Here is a 22,873-nt window from a genome sequence, read left to right as displayed (position 1 = left end):
CTCCTGTATCGACCTCGCCCTGCGGCAACGGGCGAGCCGTGCAGGCGATCCGTTCCGGGCCTCCGGCGATCGGCTCGACCGCGGCGTCGTCGTCACTTGGCGAGAAAAACGGTCATCGCCGCGGCGAACCGTTGCGGCTGATCCAGCATGACGAAATGCGCGGCATCGCCGATCTCGACCATGCTCAGGTCGGGCGTACCCGTATAGGCGCTGCGGTACAGGGCATCGACTTGGGCCTGCGGCAAGGCATTGTGATAGGGTACGACCACCGTCACCGGCACGCCGATCCGCGACAGTTGCGGCGTGAGGTCCACCGTCAAATCCTCGTACATCGCTTGCGCCGTCACGCGCGGATCGCTGGCGACGGCATAGGCCTTCACCTTCGCACGGGACTCCGGCTTGAGTGCCATCTGGTCGGCGACCGCCTCGGCACCCGCCACGTCCGCAGCTTGACCGTAGCGGCCCTTGATCGCGTCCCGCATCGCCGCGGCCCGCGGCTCCAGCATCGCCGGCGTCATCGTCGGGCCGAACAACCGTCCGTAGAACGGCAACGAGTCCACGATCATCAGCCGCCCGGCATCCGCGGGGTGCAGGATGGCCAGCTTCATCGCGATCAGTCCACCCAGCGAGTGTCCCACGATGGCCGCACCCGTCAACTTCTCCCGAGTCAGGTAATCGTGCAGGTCGGCGATCACCCCGTCGAGGACGCCGGCGGCGAGATTGCCGCGCGGATCGTCGCCAGCAAACCCGTTGATCTGGACCAGAATAACGCGGCGGGTCTGCGCCAGGGTCGGTGCGACATCGTCCCATACCGCGCGCGGGCTGGACAAGCCTGGAATGAGGACGACCGGTTTGCCGCCGCCCATCGTGACGATGGAGATGTGCCGCATCTGGATCGCGGCGGAAGCCGCGGCGGCCGGCCGCGCCTGAGGGTGTGTGGGGGCGAGCACGGTCGCCATCGTGAAGATGCTCGCGACGATGCGGAGGGACAGATGCGCAATCATGATGTCATTGCTCCTTGGACGGGCTGGTGAACACGTCTTCGATCGCGAGATCGAACAGTTCGGCGATCTTGAAAGCGAGGGGCAGCGACGGGTCGTAGCGGCCCGTCTCGATCGCGTTGACGCTCTGTCGACTGACCTCGAGCAGGTCGCCCAGATGCTGCTGGCTCCACCCGCGATCGGCACGGAGCGCGCGGAGGTGGTTGTTCATGCTTCCCGCCGCTCGATCAGCTTGTTGATGCAGCCACCGACGCCCAGCCCGGCGAACCACAGGATCGGCCACGCATAGCCGACCAGATGCGGCAACAGCTCGAACCCTTCGAGAAACCCCCACATCGTCGCGCCGGTCATCGCGACCCCCGTGGCGATCAACGACTGCCGGACGAGCAGCATGCGCTGATACTCGTCCGTCTCCTCGACGAGACAGGCGCCGATGGCCACGAAGAAACCGATCACCGGGAACGCCGGCAAGATGCCGACGATGTAGGCCACCGGGCCGCTGACGAGATGCCGGTCCAGCAGGTAGACCGCCGGAAACAGCAACGTGACGTAGATCAGCGCCAGCAGGATGACGCGACGATTGTAGCGGCGTTGAGCCGGCGAGAAACGCATGTTCGAGCTCCTTCGATTCGATGTGAAGGTAGCTTGTCATGGAAAGCACGCTTTACGTCAAGCAGACTTTCCATTGGTGTTTGAACATAGATGCAGAATCCTACTCCTTGCCTCCGTTATTCAGGCGCATCGGCGAAATCGGTCGAGGTCGAGAGGGTCGCGTACAGGGCGGCTTGTTCACGCCGTTCCGTTGTCACAGAGTCGATGATGTCGAGCACGTCCCGGCCAACCGCCAGAATGCGGGGCGGTTCGGAGAGGCCGGCGACCTGCACCATGACACCGCCGAACTTCTCAGGGTCGCCGACTTGCGTGCCGTCGATGGGTGCCCAGGCGTCGCGGGCGGAGGTCAGATGGGCGTAATCGTCGATCGACGGGTCTGCGTATCGCACCGACGCGTCGCTCAACAGGTCGGTACGGAACATCCCCGGTTCGACGAGGACGACACGGATGCCGAACGGCGCGACCTCCTGCGCCAGCGCCAGGGTCAATCCCTCGACGGCGAACTTGGTCGCGCCGTACGCCGTGCTCTGGGCGAACCCCTGAACGCCGCCGCCGGAGCTGATGTTGAGGATCAGGCCCGAACGTTGCCGCCGCATCACCGGCAGAACGGCACGCAGCAAATGCATGACGCCGAAGACGTTCACTTGGTATTGCCACTCGATGTCGGGCCAGGCCAGTTCCTCGAAATTGCCGAACACGCCTCCGCCAGCGTTGTTCAACAGTGTGTCGATGCGGCCGAACCGTCCGATGGCGGCGGCCACGGCAATGTGTACCTGATCGGGAACGGTCACGTCCGCTGCGACGATCAGCAGCGCATCCGCCGGAGCGCCCTGCAACGCCCGTTCGATCTTGCCGGTGTCCCGCCCCAGCGCGACGACCTTGTCGCCCGCCTTCAACGCCGCTCGCGCGGTGCCAGCGCCCAGTCCGCTTCCGGCACCGGTGATAAACCAAACCTTGCTCATGAAACGTCCTCGCTACCCACGGATGTCGTCGGACGCGCTAGTCGATCCCCCGGCGGGCGATAATCCACGCGCGGATTGATGCCGCGATGAGCCGATTTCAGCGTCGTCGAACGGCGAGCTCCGCGAGCAAATCGGCGCGTCGCGGACCGATGATGAGCAGAGTTCATGGGAGCATCAACCTAACCCGGAATTGTCGCCGTTATCACAGGGCCCTAGTTTGGCATCGGTCGCAGCCCGCTGCTCGGCCCCTCGAACCTGCCGCAGCGGGCTTCCGCCCGGATGGACCGTATTCCCCCACGCGTCCGTCCGGGCACACCATCCAAGTTCAGGAGCGCCGGCATGGCCAGCCTTTCTACCGCCCCGGCGGTCGGTGACAGTTCAGGCATCCACGATGTCGCTCCCCGGTGGAGCGCCGTCTATGCCCTCGCCTTGTGCAGCTTCGTCTTGGTGGCGTCGGAGTTCATGCCGGTCAGCCTGTTGAGCCCGATCGCGCAGACGCTTCGGTTGACCGAAGGTCAGGCCGGTCAGGCGATCGCGGTGTCCGGCATCTTCGCCGTCGCCACCAGCCTGTCGCTGACGGCGGTGCTCGGCACGCTCGATCGGCGGATCGTGCTGCTGATGCTGACCGCACTGCTCGTCGCGTCCGGTACGATCGTCGCGCTAGCGCCCAGCTATACGGTCTTCATCATTGGCCGGGCGCTTCTCGGGCTTGCAATCGGTGGGTTCTGGTCGATGTCCGCGGCTATCGCGATGCGTCTGGTGCCAAGCGCGTCCGTGCCGAAGGCGCTCGCCATCATCAATGGCGGCAACGCCCTCGCGACCGTCGTTGCGGCACCGCTGGGCAGTCTCCTCGGCAGCCTGATCGGGTGGCGCGGCGCGTTCTTCTGCGTCGTGCCCGTCGCTGTCGGGGCGGTGGTGTGGCAGGCACTGTCACTGCCGCGCTTGCCCGCGCAGCATCGGCAGACCGCGACCGGGATGATGATGCTGCTTCGTCGCCCGCCGGTACTGCTCGGGCTGGGCGCGGTCGCGTTGCTGTTCGTCGGGCAGTTCGCGCTGTTCACCTATCTGCGCCCCTTCCTCGAGCAGGTGACCGGCGTCGGACCCGCCATGTTGTCGACGATGCTGCTGATCCTCGGCGTGTCCGGATTCGTCGGAACGATCCTGATCGGGCGCGTGCTGGAGGACGGGCTGTACCGCACCCTGATCGTCCTGCCCGCGATCATGGCGGCGACAGCCGTCGCCCTGGCTGTTTTCGGTGGATCCACCGCCGCCACAGCGATCCTGCTGGCGATCTGGGGATTGGCGGGGACGTCGGCCCCGGTGGCGTGGTGGACATGGCTTGCGCGCACGCTGCCCGATGAAGCGGAGGCCGGTGGCGGTCTGATGGTGGCGATCGTCCAGCTGGCGATCACGCTGGGTGCGACCGTCGGCGGGATCGTGTTCGACCGCGCAGGGCCCGTGGCCGAGTTCCTCGCCAGTGCCGCCCTGCTCGCGCTCGCCACGCTGGCTGCGTTGGAGATCGTGCGTTCCCGAAGGACGCTGGCGACCAGTCACGCATGAGACGGGTTCATGACCGCATTGAGCGATCCGCATGCTCCGATCGGGAAACCGTCGCGTTACCAATAAGCAGCATCGTTGATCTGGATCAGGTTCCGGCCGCGGACGCGCGGTTTCGCAAAAAGGAAGACGCTCATGACCGCCGTTTCTGAAGTCGAACTCTCCCGGCGGGGGCTGCTCGCCGGTAGCGCGGCCACGGCGATCGTCGTGGCTGCCCCGGCATCCGACGCCGCCCCCCTGCCGCAAGCTCCCGCGCCGACGTCGCTGCCGGTGTCGTTCGAGGTCAACGGCAAGCGCCGCGAGCTGAGCCTCGACCCGCGCACCACGCTGCTCGACGCGCTGCGCGAGCACCTTCAGCTCACCGGCACCAAGAAGGGCTGCGATCACGGCCAGTGCGGCGCCTGCACCGTGATGGTCGACGGCGTCCGGATCAACTCCTGCCTGACCCTCGCCGTGATGCATCAGGGCGATAAGATCACCACGATCGAAGGGCTCGGCACCCCCGACAAGCTGCACCCGATGCAGGCCGCCTTCATCAAGCACGACGGCTATCAGTGCGGCTATTGCACCCCCGGCCAGATCTGTTCGGCGGTGGCGGTGCTCGACGAGATCAAGCGCGGCGTCCCCAGCCATGTGCAGGACGACCTCACCGCCAAGCCCCGCGCCACCAACGTCGAGATGCGCGAGCGGATGAGCGGCAACATCTGCCGCTGCGGCGCCTATTCCAACATCGCCGATGCCATGGCGGACGTCGCCGGAGAGAATGCATGAAGGCCTTCACCTACGAGCGCGCCAAGGATGCCGGCGCGGCGGCACGTGCGGTCGCCGGCCGGCCGGGCGCGAAGTTCATCGCTGGCGGCACCAACCTGCTCGACCTGATGAAGATCGAGGTCGAGACGCCGACGCACCTCGTCGACGTGCAGGACCTCGGCTTCGACACGATCGTGAAGACCGCGGACGGCGGGCTGCGCATCGGCGCGCTGGTGACCAACACCAACCTTGCCGCCGACGCGCGCGTGCGTCGCGACTATGGCGTCCTGACTCGCGCAATCGTCGCCGGTGCCTCCGGCCAGTTGCGCAACAAGGCGTCGACCGCGGGCAATCTGCTCCAGCGCACCCGATGTCCGTATTTCTACGACACCAACATGGCCTGCAACAAGCGCAGGCCGGGGTCGGGTTGCGCCGCGATCGGCGGCTATTCGCGCCAGCTCGGCGTGATCGGCGTCAGCACCTCGTGCATCGCCACCTTCCCCGGCGACATGGCGGTGGCGATGCGCGTGCTCGATGCCGTCGTCGAGACGGTCGATGCCACCGGCGCACGTCGCGCGATCCCGATCGCAGACTTCCACCGGCTGTGGGGCGATCGTCCCGATCTGGACACCGTGCTGAAGCCGGGTGAGCTGATCACCGCGGTCACCTTGCCGCGCCCGATCGGCGGCAAGCACTTCTATGAAAAGGTCCGCGACCGTGCGTCCTATGCCTACGCGTTGGTGTCGGTTGCCGCCGTCATCCAGCCGGACGGCACCGGTCGCGTCGCCTTCGGCGGCGTCGCCCCGCGCCCCTGGCGCGTCGAGGCGGCCGATGCGCTGCTGCCGCAGGGAGCCGCCGCAGTGACCGCGCGCGCCTTCCGCGGTGCGACGCCGACCGAAGACAATGGTTTCAAGCTGCCCCTCGCCACCCGCGCCCTGGCGTCGGTGATCGCGCAAGCCAAGGCATAACGGCATGAAGTTCGACACCCCCGCAACGACCAATCCGATCGATCGCATGACGGTGGTCGGCCGCGCCCACAGTCGGATCGACGGTCCGCTGAAGACCACGGGCGGCGCTGCCTACGCCTACGAACATCCGGCCGAGGTCGCCGATCCGGCGTATGGCTATGTCGTCGGCGCGGGGATCGCAAAGGGGCGCATCCGCTCGATGAACCTCGACGAAGCGAAGGCCGCGCCGGGCGTGATCGCCATCGTCACCGCCGCCGACGCCGGCAAGATGGGCAAGGGCAAGTTCAATACCGCCAAGCTGATCGGCGGCCCCGACATCGACCATTACCATCAGGCGATAGCGCTGGTGGTCGCCGAGACGTTCGAACAGGCGCGCGCCGCCGCCGGCCTGATCCGCGTCGACTACACCCGCAGCAAGGGGCAATTCGATCTTGCCGCCGTGGCGGATACGGCCCCGCTGAAGGGTGGCGAGCCCGGCAAGCCACCCGAATATCGGGTCGGCGATTTCGAACAGGCGTTCGCCGCCGCACCGGTAAAGCTGGACCAGCGTTACACGACGCCGGATCATACCCATGCGATGATGGAGCCGTTCGCCTCGATCGCGGCGTGGAACGGCGATGCGCTGACGCTCTGGACGTCGAACCAGATGGTCGACTGGACCCGCACCGACCTTGCGACGACGCTCGGCATCCCCAAGGACAAGATCACGCTGCTGTCGCCCTATGTCGGCGGCGGATTCGGCGGCAAGCTGTTCCTGCGCAGCGATGCGGTGCTCGCCGTCCTGGGCGCGCGGGCGGCGAAGCGCGCGGTGAAGGTCGCGTTGCAGCGTCCGCTGATGGCGAACAATACCACGCACCGTCCCGCGACCCGCCAGCGTATCCGGATCGGCGCGACCCCCGACGGCACGATCACCGCCATCGCCCACGAAAGCAGCTCGGGCGACCTGCCGAACGGCGGTCCCGAGGCCGCGGTGTTGCAAACGCAATTGCTCTACGCCGGCGCGAACCGCCTGACCGCGATGCGCCTCGCGGTGCTCGACCTGCCCGAAGGCAATGCGATGCGCGCCCCGGGCGAGGCGCCGGGGCTGATGGCGCTGGAAGTCGCGATGGACGAGATGGCGGAAACGCTGAAGATGGACCCGATCGCCTTCCGCGTGAAGAACGATACGCAGGTCGATCCCAAGACGCCGACCCGTCGCTTTTCGCAGCGCCAGCTCGTCCGCTGCCTCGAAGAGGGTGCGCAGCGCTTCGGCTGGTCGCGTCGTAACGCGACACCGGCGCAGGTGCGCGACGGGCGCTGGCTCGTCGGCATGGGCGTGGCGTCCGCGTTTCGCAATCACATGAACATGACCTCGGGCGCTCGCGTCCGCCTCGGTCGCGACGGCGTGGTCACCGTCGAAACCGACATGACCGACATCGGCACCGGCAGCTACACGATCATCGCGCAGACCGCGGCGGAGATGATGGGCGTGCCGGTCGACAGCGTCGTGGTGAAACTCGGCAGCTCGGCCTTCCCGGTATCCGCGGGTTCCGGCGGCCAGTTCGGTGCGGCCAATGCCACCGCGGGCGTCTATGCCGCCTGCGTCAAGCTGCGACAGGCGCTCGCGACGCGGCTGGGTTACGATCCCGCCGATCTCGCGCTGGCCGATGGCAAGATCACCAGCGGCGGCCGGTCGACCAGCCTGGAACAGGCTGCTGCGGCGGGGGATCTGTCCGCCGAAGACAAGATCGAATTCGGCGACCTCGACAAGACATGGCAGCTGTCGACCTTCGGCGCGCATTTCGTCGAGGTCGGGGTGGACGTCTACACCGGCGCGACGCGCCTGCGCCGGATGCTCGCGGTCTGCGCCGCCGGCCGGATCATCAACCCGACATCGGCGCGCAGCCAGGTGATCGGCGCAATGACGATGGGCGTCGGCAGCGCGTTGATGGAGGAACTGGCGGTCGACAAGCGCTTCGGCCTGTTCATCAATCACGACCTCGCCAGCTACGAAGTGCCGGTTCACGCCGACATCCCGCATCAGGAGGTCGTGTTCCTCGACGAGGTCGACGACAAGGCGAACCCGATGAAGGCGAAGGGCGTGGGCGAACTGGGCCTGTGCGGCGTCGGCGCGGCCGTGGCGAACGCGATGTACAATGCCACGGGCGTGCGCCTGCGCGACTACCCGCTGACGCTCGACAAGCATTTCGAGCGGCTGCCCGCGGTCGCGTGACGGGACGCAACGTCGCCGACGGGCGCGGGGTTTTCATCGGACCCGTCGCTGTCGGCGACGATGTGGAGACGATCATGATGGACACGGCGGCACCGGCGAACGGGACGACATCGGCCCTCGTCCTGATCGAATATCAGAACGACTTCACCGCCCCCGGTGGCGTGCAGCACGATGCGGTCCGCGCGGTGATGGCGCACACCGATATGATGCGGCACAGCCGCGTGCTGCTGGACGGCGCCCGCGCCCGTGGCATGACCGTCCTGCATGCACCGATCACGTTCGCAGCGGGTTATCCCGAGCTGCCGTCCGAGCCCTATGGCATCCTCGCCGGGGTCGTTCAGTCGAAGGCATTCCGTAAGAATAGTTGGGGAGCGGAGATCGACGCGACGATGGCACCGACCGCCGGCGAGATCGTGATCGAAGGCAAGCGAGGGCTCGACTGCTTCGCTACCACCAACCTGGGCTTCATCCTGCGCCAGCGCGGCATTACCCGCGTTGCCCTTGCCGGCTTCCTCACCAATTGTTGCGTCGGATCGACGATGCGCTCGGCCTACGAACGTGGCTACGACGTGGTCACGCTGACAGATTGCACCGCAACGCTGAGCATCGAGGCTCAAGAGGCGGCGGTGAACGGCACCTTCCCGATGTTCTCGCGACCGATGACAGCCAGCGCGTTCCTGGCGGAGCATGACGAAGGGGCCACGGCATGAAGTTCGACACGCCAGCCGGGACCACCCCGATCGATCGTCAGACCGTGATCGGTCGGCCTCATCCCCGCGTCGAAGGGCCGCTCAAGACGACGGGCACCGCCACCTATGCCGCCGAACATCACGATCTGGGCGGCGATATCGCCTATGGCTACATACTGGGTGCCGCGATCGGCAAGGGTCGGATCGCCGCCATCGACACGTCGGCGGCCGACGCCGCACCCGGCGTTCGCGCGATCGTCACCTACCGAACCGCCGGGCCGCTCGGCGTCGGCCAATTCTATGTCCAGCGAATGCTCGCCGGACCGGCAGTCGATCACTATCATCAGGCCGTCGCCGTGGTCGTGGCCGACACCTTCGAACAGGCTCGTGCGGCGAGCGCGCTGATCCGTGTCGATTATGCCCGCACCACCGGATCGTTCGACCTCTCCGCGCAGAAGGCCGACGCACCGATCGCACCGAAGGAGCCGTTCGGTGGCCCCAGTCAGATCGTGGTCGGCGACTTCGATCGCGCTTTTGCCGCCGCACCGGTCACGCTCGACGAAACCTACACCGTTCCCGATCAGGCGCATGCGATGATGGAGCCGCACGCCACCATCGCGCGCTGGGACGGCGACCTGCTGACGTGCTGGACATCGATCCAGCAAATGAACTGGGGTGTCCGCGACCTGGCCCGGATCCTTGGCATCCCGAAGGCGAATATCAGGCTTCGCTCTCCGTATATCGGCGGCGGCTTCGGCGGCAAGGGTACGGTACAGAGCGACCTCGTGCTGGCCGCGCTCGCCGCCCGCGCCGCCGGACGCCCCGTGAAACTGGTGTTGCAGCGGACGCTGATGTTCAACAACACCATTCACCGCCCCAAGACGATCCAGCGCGTCCGGCTGGGCGCAGGCCGCGACGGACGCCTGACGGCGATCGGGCACGATAACTGGTCGGGCAATCTCGCAGGAGGCCGGACGGAGCCCAGCACCATTCCGACCCGGCTCCTCTATCGCGGCGAGAACCGGCTGTTGCGACGCTATCTCACCACGCTCGATCTGGCGGAGGGCAACGCCATGCGGGCGCCCGGCGAGGCACCCGGGATGATGGCGCTGGAAATGGCGATGGACGAGCTTGCCGAACGGCTGGGCATGGATCCTGTCGACTTGCGGATCGCGAACGATACGGCGGTCGATCCCGAGAAGCCCGGCCGCCCCTTTTCCACGCGCGCCTTTGTCGAGTGCCTGCGGACCGGCGCGGACCGGTTCGGCTGGAGCAAGCGACCTGGCTCGCCTGCCAGCCGACGCGACGGCGATTGGTTGATCGGGTTTGGTATGGCGAGCGCGATCCGGGGCGCCCCCATCGCGAAGGCGGGGGCCCGCGTCCGTCTCGAACGATCCGGCAGGGTGATCGTGGAAACCGACAAGACCGATCTCGGCACCGGCAGCTACACGATCGTCGCGCAGACCGCGGCGGAGATGATGGGCGTTCCATTGGACCGGGTGGAGGCGCGACTGGGCGACTCGTCCTTTCCCGAAACACCGGGATCCGGCGGCCAGATGGGTGCAGCCTCGGTCACCGCCGGCGTTTACGCGGCATGCGCGAAACTTCGCGACATCGTCGTGCAACGGCTGGGCTTCGAACGCGACGATGTCGTGTTCGCCGATGGCGAAGTTCGCTCGGCCGGGCGAACGGTATCGCTCGCCTCCGCCGCCCGCCTGGGTGAACTGGTCGCGGAGGACAGCATGGAATATGGCGACCTGTCCCAGCGTTTCGCGCAGCAGACCTTCGGCGCGCATTTCGCCGAAGTGGGCGTGGACCGCTACACCGGCGTCGTGCGTGTCCGACGGCTGCTCGCCGTCTGCGCGGCGGGGCGCATCCTTAATCCCGTCACCGCGCGCAGTCAGGTCATCGGCGGCATGACGATGGGCATCGGTGCGGCGCTGATGGAAGAAATGGCGGTCGACACGCGCTTCGGTCTGTTCGTGAACCATGATCTTGCCGGATACGAGGTCCCGGTTCATGCCGACGTCCCGCATCTGGACGTCGCCTTCATCGATGAGGTTGATCCCACCATGTCTCCCTTGAAGGCGAAGGGTGTCGGCGAATTGGGCTTGACCGGGGTTGCGCCCGCAATCGCCAACGCCGTCTACAACGCCACTGGCGTCCGCGTCCGCGATTATCCGATCACCCTCGACAAATACCTCACGCGCCTGCCCGAACTGACCTGAGGGTATACGCATAGAAGCGACGATCGGTCCGCATACGCCGGGCGGAACAGCGCGGCACCTTTCGCCTTTTTTGGTCCAGCCACGGCGTCTCGACGACGACACCGTGGCGATCAAGGTTGAACGCTGATCGTTATAAACCAGCATCATGTTGCGCCGCCGCCCCGGCAAGCCCCTTCAACAGACCGCAGCGGTCCACCGGACGATCAGAACTCGACCGCTGCGCTGAACCGGAACGACCGGCCGAGGATCGGCCGCGCCAGGATCGCACCGGTCCCCTGCCCGCCGATGATCCGCGGATTGCCCTCCGTCAGGCCGATCTCGTCGGTCAGGTTGTTACCCGTGACCTGCAACCGCACCCGCTGCGCGACCTCCACCGACACGCCGGCGTCCAGCTGGTAGAAATGCGGCAGCACCTGCAGATTCTCCGGATCGGAGAAGCGATCGCCGGTATATTGCAGCGTCGCGAACAGCGACGGGCGGAAGCGGCCCACATCGACGTCGATCGCCGGCGTCACACGCCACATCCACTTCGGCTGGCGCTGCACCCGGTTGCCGGTGTTGTCGATCGCGCCGTTGCCGGTGAAGAAATCGCGGTACGTGGCATCGAGATAGGTGCCGGCGGCAGTGATGCTGAACCACTTGGTCGGCCGCAACGCACCCTCCAATTCGACGCCCGTAGCCTTCGCGCCGCCGTTGGAGCTGACCGGCACGTTGTTGATGAGCGACGTCGTAGCGAGCCCGTCGAATTTATTGTGGAAGACGGTGGCGTAGAGGTTGGCGATCCCGGTCGAGATCTTGACCCCGCCCTCGTACGTGTCGACTTCGGCCGTGGCGGCGAGGCCGGTGCCGTTGGCGATGTTGTCGGCGCTCGCCTCGCGCAGATTGTCGAACTGCGGAAAGCTGTTGCCGCGGCTGTAGCGGGCGAACACGCCGATCGAGCGGCTGAAGTCGTAATTGACGCCGCCGGTCCACGACCACGCATCGTCGCGGTAACGGATCGACCGCACCGGCCCCAGCACCGTCACCGCATTGTCGTACAGCGTCAGCGGATTGGCATCGAGGTTGACGTTGCCGCCCGCCAGCGGCGTGCTGAGCGTTGCGTCGACCAGATGACGCTGCCACCGGACACCGCCGTCGATGCGCAGTTCGGGCGTGATCTGCAATTCGTCGACGCCGTAGAAGGCGTAATCCTCGCCCTGATAGTTCGCCTGCACCTGGAACGCCGGACCGCTGGTGAAGCCGTTCAGCGTCGCGGTGCGCCCGCCGTTCAGCGTCAGGTTCAGGCGGCGCGCGTTCGGCTCCGCGGCGAGCAGCACCTGATTGCCCAGCACCCAGGAATCGCGCGACGTATAGTTGGTGTAGAAGACGCCGCCGGTCAGCTTGTTCGACCCTGCCGTCCATTCGAATGCGCTGTCGGAGACGAAGGACGAGATCTTCTTGCGCACCTCCCAGATCCCCGCGCGCAGCACCGCCGCGCTTGCGCCACCCGAGACCGCGCCGCCGCCCGTCGCATAGGTCAGCGCGCCGACCGTCGACCCGGCACCGCCCAGCGTCACGGCCATCGCCGCCGCCGATACCGGCCCCTCGACCGGCACGAGGCCGATCGTGTTGGCGTCGCCCCCCAGATAGCTGGTCCGCTCGCGCAGACGCAGCCCGTCGGCGACCTCGTATTCGAAGGTGATGCCGGTGTTGATGATGTTCGCACCGCGACCGTCCGCCAGATCGATGGTGCGCCCCACCACGTTGGTGGTGATCCGCGTATCGCGGCCCATCAGCGTGCCGGTACCCGCGTCGAAACCCGGATAGGCGCTGATGTCGCCATTGCCGTTCGTGACGATTGGGATCGGCAGCAACCACGCGCCGCGATCGTTCAGGTACCGGGCATAGACCTCGACCGAGCCCTTGCCGGCGAAGTCGTGATGGATATTGGCGGTGATCTGACCGCCCTTTTCGGCGCGAAAGCCCGGATCGCGCAGGCCGTTGCCCTGCGCGTAATAGCCGCCGACCATGAAGCCGGTGTCGTCGCCGAGCGGCCCCGAGATCCAGGCATCGCCGCGCACTTCGTCGAAATCGGTATAGGACAGCTTGGCCAGCCCGTGCAGCTCGCTGCCGCCGATCCGGGGCACGACGTTGACCGTCAGGCCGGGCTGTCCGTTCGAGAACAGCGAGCCGGTACCGCCGCGGACCGCCTCGATCCGCTGCACCGTCTCGTCGAGGCGGATGAGCTGGGAGTTCTCGAGGAACGACAAGGTCGGCGGCACGAAGATCGGCGTGCCGGCATACTGGAACGTCACGAACTGCGCGTCGCCGCCCGAGGGATAGCCGCGCACGAAGATGTTCGCGCCGTTCTGCCCGCCCGAGCTTTCCGCCATCACGCCGGGCACCGCGCGCAGGATGTCGGCCGTGCTGTTCGGTGCGGCACGCTCGATCGCGTCGTTGCTCAGCGCCGTGACCGCGAACGCCGCGTCCTGTCGGCGCGTGCCGCCGCCAGCCGTGCCGACCACGATGATGTCCTCGCCGTCCGGCTGGCTGGTGTCGACCAGCCCCTGCTCCGGCTCCGCGCGCTGGGCGGCGTCCGCCGTCTGCGTGGCATCCGCGGCGACCTGCGCGAGGGCGGGAGTACCTGCGAGCAATGCGCCCGCGGCGGCACCGATCAGCAGACAGGCGTTGGTTCTGGACAGCATGTTCGTTCCCCTCGATGGTCGTTGGCCAGCTCTCGGCTGATCGGCTCTTGTGAAACATGCTTAATGCCCGGTCCGGGCTTAGTCGATGCGCCGGGCAGCCTCCGACGGCTCAAATGTCGCAAGTGCAGCGTTTTCGCCACAGCCGGGCTTGAGCCGGGCGAACGCGCTGAACGATGATCGCGCACGACCGTTGACGATCCAAACAACGATCCAAGCCGTTAAGAAACAAGGAGCGGACCATGAGCGACACACCCACCAACCCCGGCGATCAGGCCGCACCGGGCACCCCCGGCACAGGTGAGAACAGCTGCCCGAAGTGCGGCGGCAGCGGCACGATCGATGGCGCGGAATGCACCTTCTGCGGCGGTACGGGCCAGATCGTCGAGGGGATCGGCGGCGCCTGATCCCCCCGGATGGTGCCGACGGGGGCCGCGTTCGCCCGGTCCTCGACAGCGACGATCGATTGCACCTCCATCCCGCCCGTCCGCTCGGCGCTTTTCGCTTTCCGCGCAGGTATTTCTGGTCGAACATGATCGGGTAACCCCGATGGGAGACCGCTCGCGCCGGACGGGTGGCTCGTGGAGAGACCTGATGCGTGGATCGTCGACGATAGCCCTTTGCCTCCTGACCCTCTGGTCGATGCCGACGATGGCGGTCGCGCAGGAAGCGGCAAACAACACCCTCACCGCCAAGGAGCGCGCCGCCGGATGGAAGCTGCTGTTCGATGGCCGCGATCTGGAGGGCTGGACCTCGTATAACGGCGGCGCGCCCTCTCCGACCTGGGCGATCCGGGACGGCGCGCTGGAACTCACCGCGACCAGCGGCACGATGAGCGGCGGCGACCTCGTCACCGCAGAACGCTATGGCGCGTTCGAGCTGACGCTCGACTGGAAGGTCGCACCCGGCGGCAACAGCGGCGTGCTGTACCTCGCGCGCAACCTGCCGCAGACGAAGCAGGTGTACGAGACCGGGCTGGAGATGCAGGTGCTCGACGACGCCGGCCACCCGGACGGCAAGATCCCGTCGCACCACGCCGGCGCGCTCTACGACATCACCGTGCCCAAACCCGGCGTGTCGCATCCCGCCGGTCAGTGGAATCACGCCCGCCTGCTGGTCGAAAAGGGTCGCATCCGCCAGTGGCTGAACGGCACGATGACCGCCCACGTCTCCTATGGCGATGATGCATGGCGCAAGCGGGTCGCCGGGTCGAAATTCGCGAAGATGCCGTATTTCGGCACGTTCGACAGCGGCGTCATCGCCTTGCAGGATCACGGCGAACCGGTCGCGTTCCGCGACATCAAGCTGCGCCCCATCGGGCCAAGCGCAACGGCGATCCGCTGATGACGGGTGCCGCAAACCCGGCCGCGGACGCGCCGGTGGATGTCATCATCGTCGGCTCGGGCGCAGCCGGCGGCATGGCCGCGTTCAGCCTGACGAAGTCCGGCCTGCGTTGCCTGATGCTGGAGGCCGGCCGCGATTACGACCCGCAGGCCGAGGTGAACATGTTCGCGCCGGAAAGCGACGCTCCCCTGCGCGGCGCCTCCACCCCGGACAAGCCGTTCGGCTATTTCGATGCGACGGTCGGCGGTGGCTGGCAGATCGACGGCGAGCCGTACACGATGCGCGCCGGGTCCGACTTCCGCTGGTATCGGCCGCGCATGCTGGGCGGGCGCACCAACCATTGGGGGCGGCATGTGCCCCGGCTGGGGCCGTACGACTTCAAGCCGTTCTCACGGGATGGGCTGGGGGTGGACTGGCCGATCGGATACGACGATGTCGCGCCCTTCTACGATCGGGTCGAACGCATGATCGGCGTCAACGGGGGTCGCCTAGAACTGGAGAACCACCCGGACTCGCCTGCCGACTGTTTGATGCCGCCGCCGCGTCCGCGCGTGCCGGAAATGCTGATCAAGGCCACCGCCGAAAGCCTGGGCATCCCCGTCCGCGCCGCGCACACCGCCGTGCTGACGCGCGACATGCCCGACCCCGTCGCGCCGCGCAGCGCTTGCTTCAATGCCACGCCGTGTACCCGCGGCTGCACGATCGGCGCGATGTTCCAGACGACGACCTCGCTCCTGCCGATGGCGAAGGCGACCGGCCGGCTGAGGACGGTCACCGACGCGATGGTGTCGCGCATCACGATGGCGGCGCCGGGCAAGGCAGCGGGCGTCGAATATGTCGACCGCAAGACCGGCCTGCGCCACCGGGTGACGGCGCGCGCCGTGGTGCTGGCGGCGGGCACGGGGGAAACGACCCGGCTGCTGCTCAATTCGGGCGAGGACGGTCGCGGCCTCGCCAACACGTCGGGTGAACTCGGCCGCAACCTGACCGATTCCACCGGCGCATCGTTCCGCGCCTACATCCCCGCGCTCGCCGATCGCCCCCGCTACAACGAGGACGGGATCGGCGGGCAGCACATCTACATCCCCTTCTGGCTCTACAGGGAACAGAAACGCGGCGAGCTCGACTTCGCGCGCGGCTATCACTTCGAAATTGGCGGCCGGTTCGGCGTACCGCCCGCCGAGGCGCTGCCGCGGGTCTGGGGCGCGAAGCTGAAGCAGGCAGTGCGCAGCACGTCGGGTGCAACGATCGGCCTGACGCTGCGCGGCGAGATGATCCCCAACAAGGACACGTTCTGCGAGATCGATCCGGCGGTGAAGGATCGGTTCGGCATCCCGGTGCTGCGCTTCTCCTTCCGCTGGTCGCAGAACGAGATCAACCAGGTCGCGCACGGTCGCCGCACCGCGCACGCGGTCTTTCAGCGCATGAACGGGACGATCCTCGATCCCGACCTGCCGCCTGAAAAGATCATGACCGCCGGCGGCGAGATCATCCACGAACTCGGCACCGCACGGATGGGATCGAACGCGCGCAACTCGGTCGTCGACAGCTATGGCAAGACGTGGGACGTCGACAATCTCGTGTTGATGGACGGCGCGATCTTCGCCTCGGGCGCACACAAGAATCCGACGCTGACGATCCTGGCGCTGGCGCTGCGGGCGTCGGAGCGACTGGCCGCGCGCATGAAGACGGGAGCGTTCGCATGACGCCGTCACGCCGTACCACGATGCAATGGATGATGACGGCGGCGCTGCTGCCGCTCGCGCGCTGGTCGCCGGCCGGAGCCGCTGGCATCGGCGGCGCCGTACCATTCGACACCGTCGCACCGTGGCCAGCCGTGCCCGCTGCGAAGGCGGCGACCGGCTATGGCCGCGACCCGAACCTGATGGAGCCCAGAATCGTGTGGCCGTTGACGCTGGACCGTCAGCAGCGCGCGACGATTGATCTGCTCGGCGACATGATCCTGCCGCCCGACGACGTCTCGCCCGGCGCGGGCAAGCTCGGCGTCGGCGCATTCGTCGACGAATGGATCAGCGCTCCCTATCCGGTCCAGCGGGCCGACCGCGAGCGGGTGATCGGCGGACTGGGCTGGCTCGACGCACAGAGCCGGGTGTTGAACGGGCAGCCGTTCGTCGCGGCGACGGTGGCGCAGCGTGCCGCACTGCTCGATGGCCTGAGCACCGCCGCACCCGTCGGCGGCATGGCTGCGCCGGTCGCGTTCATGGACACGCTGCGCAAGCTGTTCGTGCTCGGCTTCTACAGCCTGCCGGAGGGAAAGGCCGACATGGGCTATATCGGCGATCAGCCGACGCAGGGCCCCTATCCGGGCCCGTCGAGAGAGGCGCTGGCACATCTCGACCGCGTGCTGCGGGACATGAAGCTGGCGAGTAGCTGACCCATAGGATCGGCGAGCCGGCCCAGCATTCGACGCTCGGGCAGCGTCATCGAAGCGACGGAGAAAGCCCCGTCGAGCCGCGCACCGTAAGCGAAACCGGAAAGGCGCTCGCTGCCTCTCCCCGCGTTGAGTGTCGGGCGCGTGAGGATGCCACCGCGGCAGCTCCGATCGCCTCGATCGGCTGATGAACGGGCGTCATCGGCGGCCAGACCTGTCGGGCGACATCGCTGTCGTCGAAAGCCGGCAACCGATACATCGTTCGGAATGCGTCTGCCTAGCACAGGTTCACTCCCGCTGCCCGGAGGTATACATTTACTTCAAAGCTATCACTGCTCGCTAATTCGACATTATGCGTCGGCAGCGCAAAATACCGGCATTCCGACTGTCCTCCATGTCTCGGAGAAGCAGTGCTGTTCGACGAAAGCGGAGGCGAACGACACGCAACGACAGATTAAACCTCAACGAGAACGCTTCGACATGAGCGCGGGCGGATCTCACAGACGGCATAATGTCGGTACGATGTCGTGCATGGGTGCTCTTCGTCGTCTCTCGGCTCGATGATGGCCCCCCGCAAACTCCTGTATTTCGCCACGATCGTCGAGCAAGGCAGCTTCAACAAAGCTGCCAAGCTGCTCGTCACTTCTCAGCCCGCCCTGTTGACATCGATGGACGGTTCGAAACCAGTCTGGGCGAAAAGGTCCTTGAACGCAGCCCGGCCGGTGTCACGCCGACGCCGCTGGGAGCATTGCTGTACGCTTATGCGCGTCTTATCCGGAGGAACTGTGTCGCGCCGAACAGGGGCTGACGAGCGACGAGCCCAGAGAAGACGTGATCTCGCGGGGTACCCCGCCCGGTCTTGCCATCAGCATATTGCCTACCGCCGTCAGCGCCTGGCGCCAGACGCATGCCTCGCCTTTGTTGCGCGTTGTCGAAAAAAACCAACTCGAACTGCAGCCTTCGGCCATATGCACGGCGCGGTCATCTCTATCGTTCATGGAGCGACGCACAGCTGATCTCATCCGCCCGAGCCAGAAGGCCAACGAACTACCCTGCGAAGCCCAGAGCAGGAGGGCCAGTCTTGATCGCTGAATGCCACCGGACCCGTGACACGCCTGAGTTAGGCTTCGGGCCTGCTACGACCGAGTGGCCATTCTTCCAGACCCGTAGCTTTGCGATACGCGTCGTATCGCGTCCGACGAGCACCTTGTCCCGTAGTTCAGCTTTCGATGATAACGAGCCGACGCAGCTCCTGTGTCGAAACTTCACCGCCGCGATATCCGATCTCGGCGCGGCGCTGTGTTACGGCACCTGATTTTACATCATAAACTGACAGGACGACGTCAAACCCTTGCGGTGTATTGCTGGCCGTCAGCACAGAAACGATAGCCGCAACGGGCTTTCTGCCTACGCTTAAATCTTTGGGGCGCAAGTATTTGGCCTCGTTATCACGAAGAATGGTATCTCCGGAGGCGCAGACCTTCTGCACATCACAGTCGGCTTTTGCTCCTTTAAGGCCGATAATTATGAATTTGCCGCCGAGCTGATTTTCCAATCCAGATATCAACGCCCACCGCTGGGTAGGGCCAAGATCGATCTCATTCGACGTGGGCGCTCGAACCATTGGTGCCGCAGCGAACGCCACACTGGCTGCAACGAGTAGGTTGATCATGCCCGATCTCCACGCTGATATGACTTGCAGCGTACCAGCATCCGAAGTTTTGTAAATCGTAGCTTTCGCAGATGAACATCTTCTCAAAGCCATCGTAGATTTGAGGAATCCCAAATGACGAGCGGGCAGGCGTTCTGGAGATGCGCGTTGAAGCGACCTTCAGCGACCCGAACGCGAAAAGGCCCGCGGCAGCGTTGAGCTGACGCGGGCTGGCTTGGGCTGAGTGGCGGTGTTTGGTTGCGGGGACAGGATTTGAACCTGTGACCTTCAGGTTATGAGCCTGACGAGCTACCGGGCTGCTCCACCCCGCGACACTGGTGACGCCTGTGGGCGTGCCTCCCTTGTGGGGAGGTGGATGACGTTGTGAATGGGTTCTTTCCCGTGCGGGGGTTGTATGCGTGTCTCGACGACGCACAAGCTGCAATGCCTGGCGACGACCTACTCTTCCACTGCTTGAGCAGTAGTACCATTGGCGCGGTCGGGTTTCACGGCCGAGTTCGGGATGGGATCGGGTGGGACACCGACGCTATGGTCACCAGGCAATGAAGCCTGTGCGTTGTCGAGGGGGTGCGCATATTCGCACGGGGTTCTTAAATCGATGCACCTTGTATTCGTAGTCTGGCATCGAGCTTATCATCCGCACCATCGTCATCGGCCGGTTGCCCGGGATTGATGTTGATGGTGGAACTCTCAAGCGCGAATAGAGCGATTAGTATCGGTTAGCTTCACGCGTTACCGCGCTTCCACATCCGATCTATCAAGGTCGTGGTCTTCGACCGCTCTGAGAAATCTTATCTCGAGGGAGGCTTCCCGCTTAGATGCTTTCAGCGGTTATCCCGTCCGTACATAGCTACCCTGCTGCGCCGTTGGCACGACGACAGGTACACCAGAGGTACGTTCAACCCGGTCCTCTCGTACTAGGGTCAACTCCTCTCAAATTTCGACGCCCACGGCAGATAGGGACCAAACTGTCTCGCGACGTTCTGAACCCAGCTCACGTACCACTTTAATTGGCGAACAGCCAAACCCTTGGGACCTGCTCCAGCCCCAGGATGTGATGAGCCGACATCGAGGTGCCAAACAACCCCGTCGATATGAGCTCTTGGGGGTTATCAGCCTGTTATCCCCGGCGTACCTTTTATCCGTTGAGCGATGGCCCTTCCACGAGGGACCACCGGATCACTATGACCGACTTTCGTCTCTGCTCGACTTGTCAGTCTCGCAGTCAGGCGGGCTTATGCCATTGCACTCTTGCAGCCGGTTTCCAACCGGCCTGAGCCCACCATCGCGCGCCTCCGTTACTCTTTAGGAGGCGACCGCCCCAGTCAAACTACCCGCCACAGAGGGTCCCTGATCCCGCTTCAGGGATCGAGGTTAGACATCAGAAAACAACAGGGTGGTATTTCACCTATGGCTCCACCAGATCTGGCGACCTGGCTTCAAAGCCTCCCACCTATGCTACACAGTTCCTTCCTAATGCCACTCTGAAGCTGCAGTAAAGGTGCACGGGGTCTTTCCGTCTAACCGCGGGTACTCCGCATCTTCACGGAGAATTCAATTTCGCTGAGCATGTCCTGGAGACAGTGGGGAAGTCGTTACGCCATTCGTGCAGGTCGGAACTTACCCGACAAGGAATTTCGCTACCTTAGGACCGTTATAGTTACGGCCGCCGTTTACCTGGGCTTCATTTCAGAGCTTGCACCCCTCCACTTAACCTTCAGGCACCGGGCAGGCGTCAGGCCCTATACGTCGTCTTGAAGCCGACTTAGCAGAGCCCTGTGTTTTTGCTAAACAGTCGCTACCCCCTGGCCTGTGCCCCCTCATAACGGTTGCCCGCTGTGAGGGCCTCCTTCTTCCGAAGGTACGGAGGCAATTTGCCGAGTTCCTTCAGGACACTTCTCTCAAGCGCCTTGGTATACTCTACCTGACCACCTGTGTCGGTTTCGGGTACGGTCTATACGGTGGGGCTATTTCCCGGGACAGTTTCGAAGCACGTCCAATCCGATAAGGACGTACAACACACACCATCCGTCACACACCACCAGGCCCACGAATATTAACGTGGTTCCCATCGACTACCCCCTTCGGGCTCGTCTTAGGGGCCGGCTCACCCTGCGCGGATTAGCCTTGCGCAGGAACCCTTGGTCTTTCGGCGAGAGGGCATCTCACCCTCTTTATCGCTACTCATGTCTGCATTCGCACTTCCGATACCTCCACGACCCATTACCAGATCGCTTCACAGGCTTACGGAACGCTCCGCTACCGCGTGGATAAATCCACACCCTAAGCTTCGGTGCACGTCTTGAGCCCCGTTACATCTTCGCCGCAGAAACCCTTGTTTAGACCAGTGAGCTGTTACGCTTTCTTTAAAGGATGGCTGCTTCTAAGCCAACCTCCTGGTTGTTTTGGGATTTCCACATGCTTTCCCACTTAGACGTGACTTGGGGACCTTAGCTGTAGGTCAGGGCTGTTTCCCTTTTGACGACGGACCTTAGCACCCGCCGTCTGTCTCCCGAGTAGTACTCGCAGGTATTCGGAGTTTGGTTAGAGTTGGTAGATCTCGCGACCCCCGCATCCATCCAGTGCTCTACCCCCTACGGTATTCGCTCGAGGCACTACCTCAATAGTTTTCGCGGAGAACCAGCTATTTCCCGGCTTGATTGGCCTTTCACCCCTAAACACAACTCATCCGGTAACTTTTCAACGTTAATCGGTTCGGACCTCCAGTGCGTGTTACCGCACCTTCATCCTGGTCATGCCTAGATCGCCGGGTTTCGGGTCTAATACTTCAAACTTTGTCGCCCTATTCAGACTCGCTTTCGCTGCGCCTACACCTAACGGCTTAAGCTTGCTTGAAACATTAAGTCACAGACCCATTATGCAAGAGGTACGCTGTCAGGCCTCAAGGACCCTCCAACTGCTTGTAGGCAATCCGTTTCAGGTACTGTTTCACTCCCCTCATCGGGGTGCTTTTCACCTTTCCCTCACGGTACTAGTTCGCTATCGGTCATGTACGAGTATTTAGGCTTAGAGGGTGGTCCCCCTATGTTCAGACAGGATTACACGTGTCCCGCCCTACTCGAGTCCTTCAACATCAGTTTCGCATACGGGGCTGTCACCCGCTATGGCGCTACTTTCCAGAAGCTTCTGCTACTTGAATTGAAGGCACTGGCCTGGTCCGCGTTCGCTCGCCACTACTAACGGAATCTCGGTTGATGTCTTTTCCTCCGGCTACTGAGATGTTTCAGTTCACCGGGTTCGCTTCTCGAAACCTATGTATTCAGTCTCAAGATACCTGTTTCCGCCTAACCCCGCTCGCGGTCTTGCGACCACGGTCGAGATTAAACGGATAGGTGGGTTTCCCCATTCGGAAATCTGCGGGTCAAAGGTTGCTCACACCTCACCGCAGCTTATCGCAGCGTGCCACGTCCTTCATCGCCTGTACATGCCAAGGCATCCACGAATTGCCCTTACCTCACGCTTGAGAGTCCACACCACCAACATCAACGCCGGACAGTCCTCTCGGACCATCAACTCGGCAGAGCGACGTCGCTGTGGCGCCGGATCATACCCTCATTCGGATATGCCAGCCTGGTGCGGATGATTATAATCTCAGCCAGATTGTGACAGCACATCGCCCAGGGCAAAACCCCGACCGACATGCCGTTTAAAGTGAATTACCGACCTCGTCTCGCAGCGATGCGCCAGCCTTGCGGCCCGCTCACCTCCACTCAAAAGCCGATACCTTCACGGCATCGATTTTAAGAACCCATTCACAATGTCAAAGAGGAGCCAGATGCTCCAA

Annotated in this window: 16 protein-coding genes, 1 tRNA gene and 2 rRNA genes; 10 read left to right on the top strand and 9 right to left on the bottom strand. The window is 64.6% G+C overall.

Annotated elements, in window-relative coordinates; genetic code table 11:
• Nucleotides 1-92: 92 nt before the first annotated feature.
• The 4 genes from ILT43_RS18130 to ILT43_RS18115 form a co-directional block, all read right to left on the bottom strand.
• Nucleotides 93-1,004: an alpha/beta fold hydrolase gene (locus tag ILT43_RS18130; RefSeq protein ID WP_204200400.1), complete on the bottom strand. Its 912-nt coding sequence runs from the start codon at nucleotides 1,002-1,004 to the stop codon at nucleotides 93-95.
• Between the two features lie 4 nt (nucleotides 1,005-1,008).
• A complete protein-coding gene (locus ILT43_RS18125) occupies nucleotides 1,009-1,212 on the bottom strand; it encodes a helix-turn-helix transcriptional regulator (protein WP_204200399.1) in 204 nt (67 codons plus the stop codon).
• On the bottom strand, nucleotides 1,209-1,613 hold the full coding sequence (locus tag ILT43_RS18120) for a hypothetical protein (protein ID WP_204200398.1): 405 nt from the start codon (nucleotides 1,611-1,613) through the stop codon (nucleotides 1,209-1,211). Before ILT43_RS18120 ends, ILT43_RS18125 begins: the two co-directional genes overlap by 4 nt.
• Nucleotides 1,614-1,729: 116 nt before the next feature.
• Nucleotides 1,730-2,575 carry an SDR family oxidoreductase gene (locus tag ILT43_RS18115; protein ID WP_204200397.1) on the bottom strand — a complete coding sequence of 282 codons (846 nt, stop codon included), beginning with the start codon at nucleotides 2,573-2,575 and terminating at the stop codon, nucleotides 1,730-1,732.
• A 339-nt stretch (nucleotides 2,576-2,914) separates the two neighbouring features.
• Here ILT43_RS18115 and ILT43_RS18110 point away from each other — a divergent pair, with 339 nt between their 5' ends.
• The 6 genes from ILT43_RS18110 to paoC (ILT43_RS18085) all read left to right on the top strand — a co-directional run bounded on the left by ILT43_RS18110 (nucleotide 2,915) and on the right by paoC (ILT43_RS18085) (nucleotide 10,979).
• Nucleotides 2,915-4,135, top strand: a complete 1,221-nt coding sequence (locus ILT43_RS18110; protein WP_204200396.1) for an MFS transporter — start codon at nucleotides 2,915-2,917, stop codon at nucleotides 4,133-4,135.
• 132 nt (nucleotides 4,136-4,267) lie between these two features.
• Nucleotides 4,268-4,903 (top strand): aldehyde dehydrogenase iron-sulfur subunit PaoA, encoded by a 636-nt coding sequence (gene paoA / locus ILT43_RS18105; RefSeq protein WP_204200395.1) that lies wholly within the window; start codon nucleotides 4,268-4,270, stop codon nucleotides 4,901-4,903.
• A complete protein-coding gene (locus ILT43_RS18100) occupies nucleotides 4,900-5,850 on the top strand; it encodes an FAD binding domain-containing protein (protein WP_204200394.1) in 951 nt (316 codons plus the stop codon). The genes paoA and ILT43_RS18100 overlap by 4 nt, the downstream gene beginning before the upstream one ends.
• Before the next feature lie 4 nt (nucleotides 5,851-5,854).
• Nucleotides 5,855-8,062, top strand: a complete 2,208-nt coding sequence (paoC, locus tag ILT43_RS18095) for an aldehyde oxidoreductase molybdenum-binding subunit PaoC (protein WP_204200393.1) — start codon at nucleotides 5,855-5,857, stop codon at nucleotides 8,060-8,062.
• A gap of 77 nt (nucleotides 8,063-8,139) precedes the next feature.
• Nucleotides 8,140-8,772, top strand: a complete 633-nt coding sequence (locus tag ILT43_RS18090; protein ID WP_211534607.1) for a cysteine hydrolase family protein — start codon at nucleotides 8,140-8,142, stop codon at nucleotides 8,770-8,772.
• Nucleotides 8,769-10,979, top strand: a complete 2,211-nt coding sequence (gene paoC, locus ILT43_RS18085) for an aldehyde oxidoreductase molybdenum-binding subunit PaoC (protein ID WP_204200391.1) — start codon at nucleotides 8,769-8,771, stop codon at nucleotides 10,977-10,979. The genes ILT43_RS18090 and paoC (ILT43_RS18085) overlap by 4 nt, the downstream gene beginning before the upstream one ends.
• A gap of 203 nt (nucleotides 10,980-11,182) precedes the next feature.
• On the opposite strand, the gene ILT43_RS18080 is transcribed toward paoC (ILT43_RS18085), so the two are convergent.
• On the bottom strand, nucleotides 11,183-13,663 hold the full coding sequence (locus tag ILT43_RS18080; protein ID WP_204200390.1) for a TonB-dependent receptor: 2,481 nt from the start codon (nucleotides 13,661-13,663) through the stop codon (nucleotides 11,183-11,185).
• Between the two features lie 239 nt (nucleotides 13,664-13,902).
• On the opposite strand from ILT43_RS18080, the gene ILT43_RS18075 reads away from it, so the two are divergent.
• From ILT43_RS18075 to ILT43_RS18060, 4 genes are all read left to right on the top strand, one after another.
• A complete protein-coding gene (locus ILT43_RS18075; RefSeq protein WP_204200389.1) occupies nucleotides 13,903-14,067 on the top strand; it encodes a hypothetical protein in 165 nt (54 codons plus the stop codon).
• Nucleotides 14,068-14,302: 235 nt separating this feature from the next.
• Nucleotides 14,303-15,004, top strand: coding sequence for a 3-keto-disaccharide hydrolase (locus tag ILT43_RS18070; protein WP_204200388.1), 702 nt, complete (start codon nucleotides 14,303-14,305; stop codon nucleotides 15,002-15,004).
• Nucleotides 15,004-16,710, top strand: a complete 1,707-nt coding sequence (locus tag ILT43_RS18065) for a GMC family oxidoreductase (protein ID WP_204200387.1) — start codon at nucleotides 15,004-15,006, stop codon at nucleotides 16,708-16,710. The genes ILT43_RS18070 and ILT43_RS18065 overlap by 1 nt, the downstream gene beginning before the upstream one ends.
• Entirely contained in the window at nucleotides 16,707-17,399 is a 693-nt protein-coding gene (locus tag ILT43_RS18060; protein WP_204200386.1) for a gluconate 2-dehydrogenase subunit 3 family protein, read from the top strand. The genes ILT43_RS18065 and ILT43_RS18060 overlap by 4 nt, the downstream gene beginning before the upstream one ends.
• A gap of 1,216 nt (nucleotides 17,400-18,615) precedes the next feature.
• On the opposite strand, the gene ILT43_RS18050 is transcribed toward ILT43_RS18060, so the two are convergent.
• The 4 genes from ILT43_RS18050 to ILT43_RS18035 form a co-directional block, all read right to left on the bottom strand.
• Nucleotides 18,616-19,068 carry a hypothetical protein gene (locus ILT43_RS18050; protein WP_204200384.1) on the bottom strand — a complete coding sequence of 151 codons (453 nt, stop codon included), beginning with the start codon at nucleotides 19,066-19,068 and terminating at the stop codon, nucleotides 18,616-18,618.
• A gap of 234 nt (nucleotides 19,069-19,302) precedes the next feature.
• Nucleotides 19,303-19,379, bottom strand: a tRNA-Met gene (locus ILT43_RS18045).
• 114 nt (nucleotides 19,380-19,493) lie between these two features.
• Nucleotides 19,494-19,608: ribosomal RNA gene (rrf, locus tag ILT43_RS18040) — 5S ribosomal RNA — on the bottom strand.
• Nucleotides 19,609-19,757: 149 nt separating this feature from the next.
• Nucleotides 19,758-22,552 (bottom strand): 23S ribosomal RNA (locus tag ILT43_RS18035).
• Between the last annotated feature and the right edge of the window lie 321 nt (nucleotides 22,553-22,873).

This window comes from Sphingomonas longa (assembly GCF_016892685.1).
GTDB classification, from domain to species: Bacteria; Pseudomonadota; Alphaproteobacteria; order Sphingomonadales; family Sphingomonadaceae; genus Sphingomonas; species Sphingomonas longa.
The sequence above is the reverse complement of the archived record's forward strand: the minus strand, read 5'-3'. Positions and strand labels throughout refer to the sequence as shown.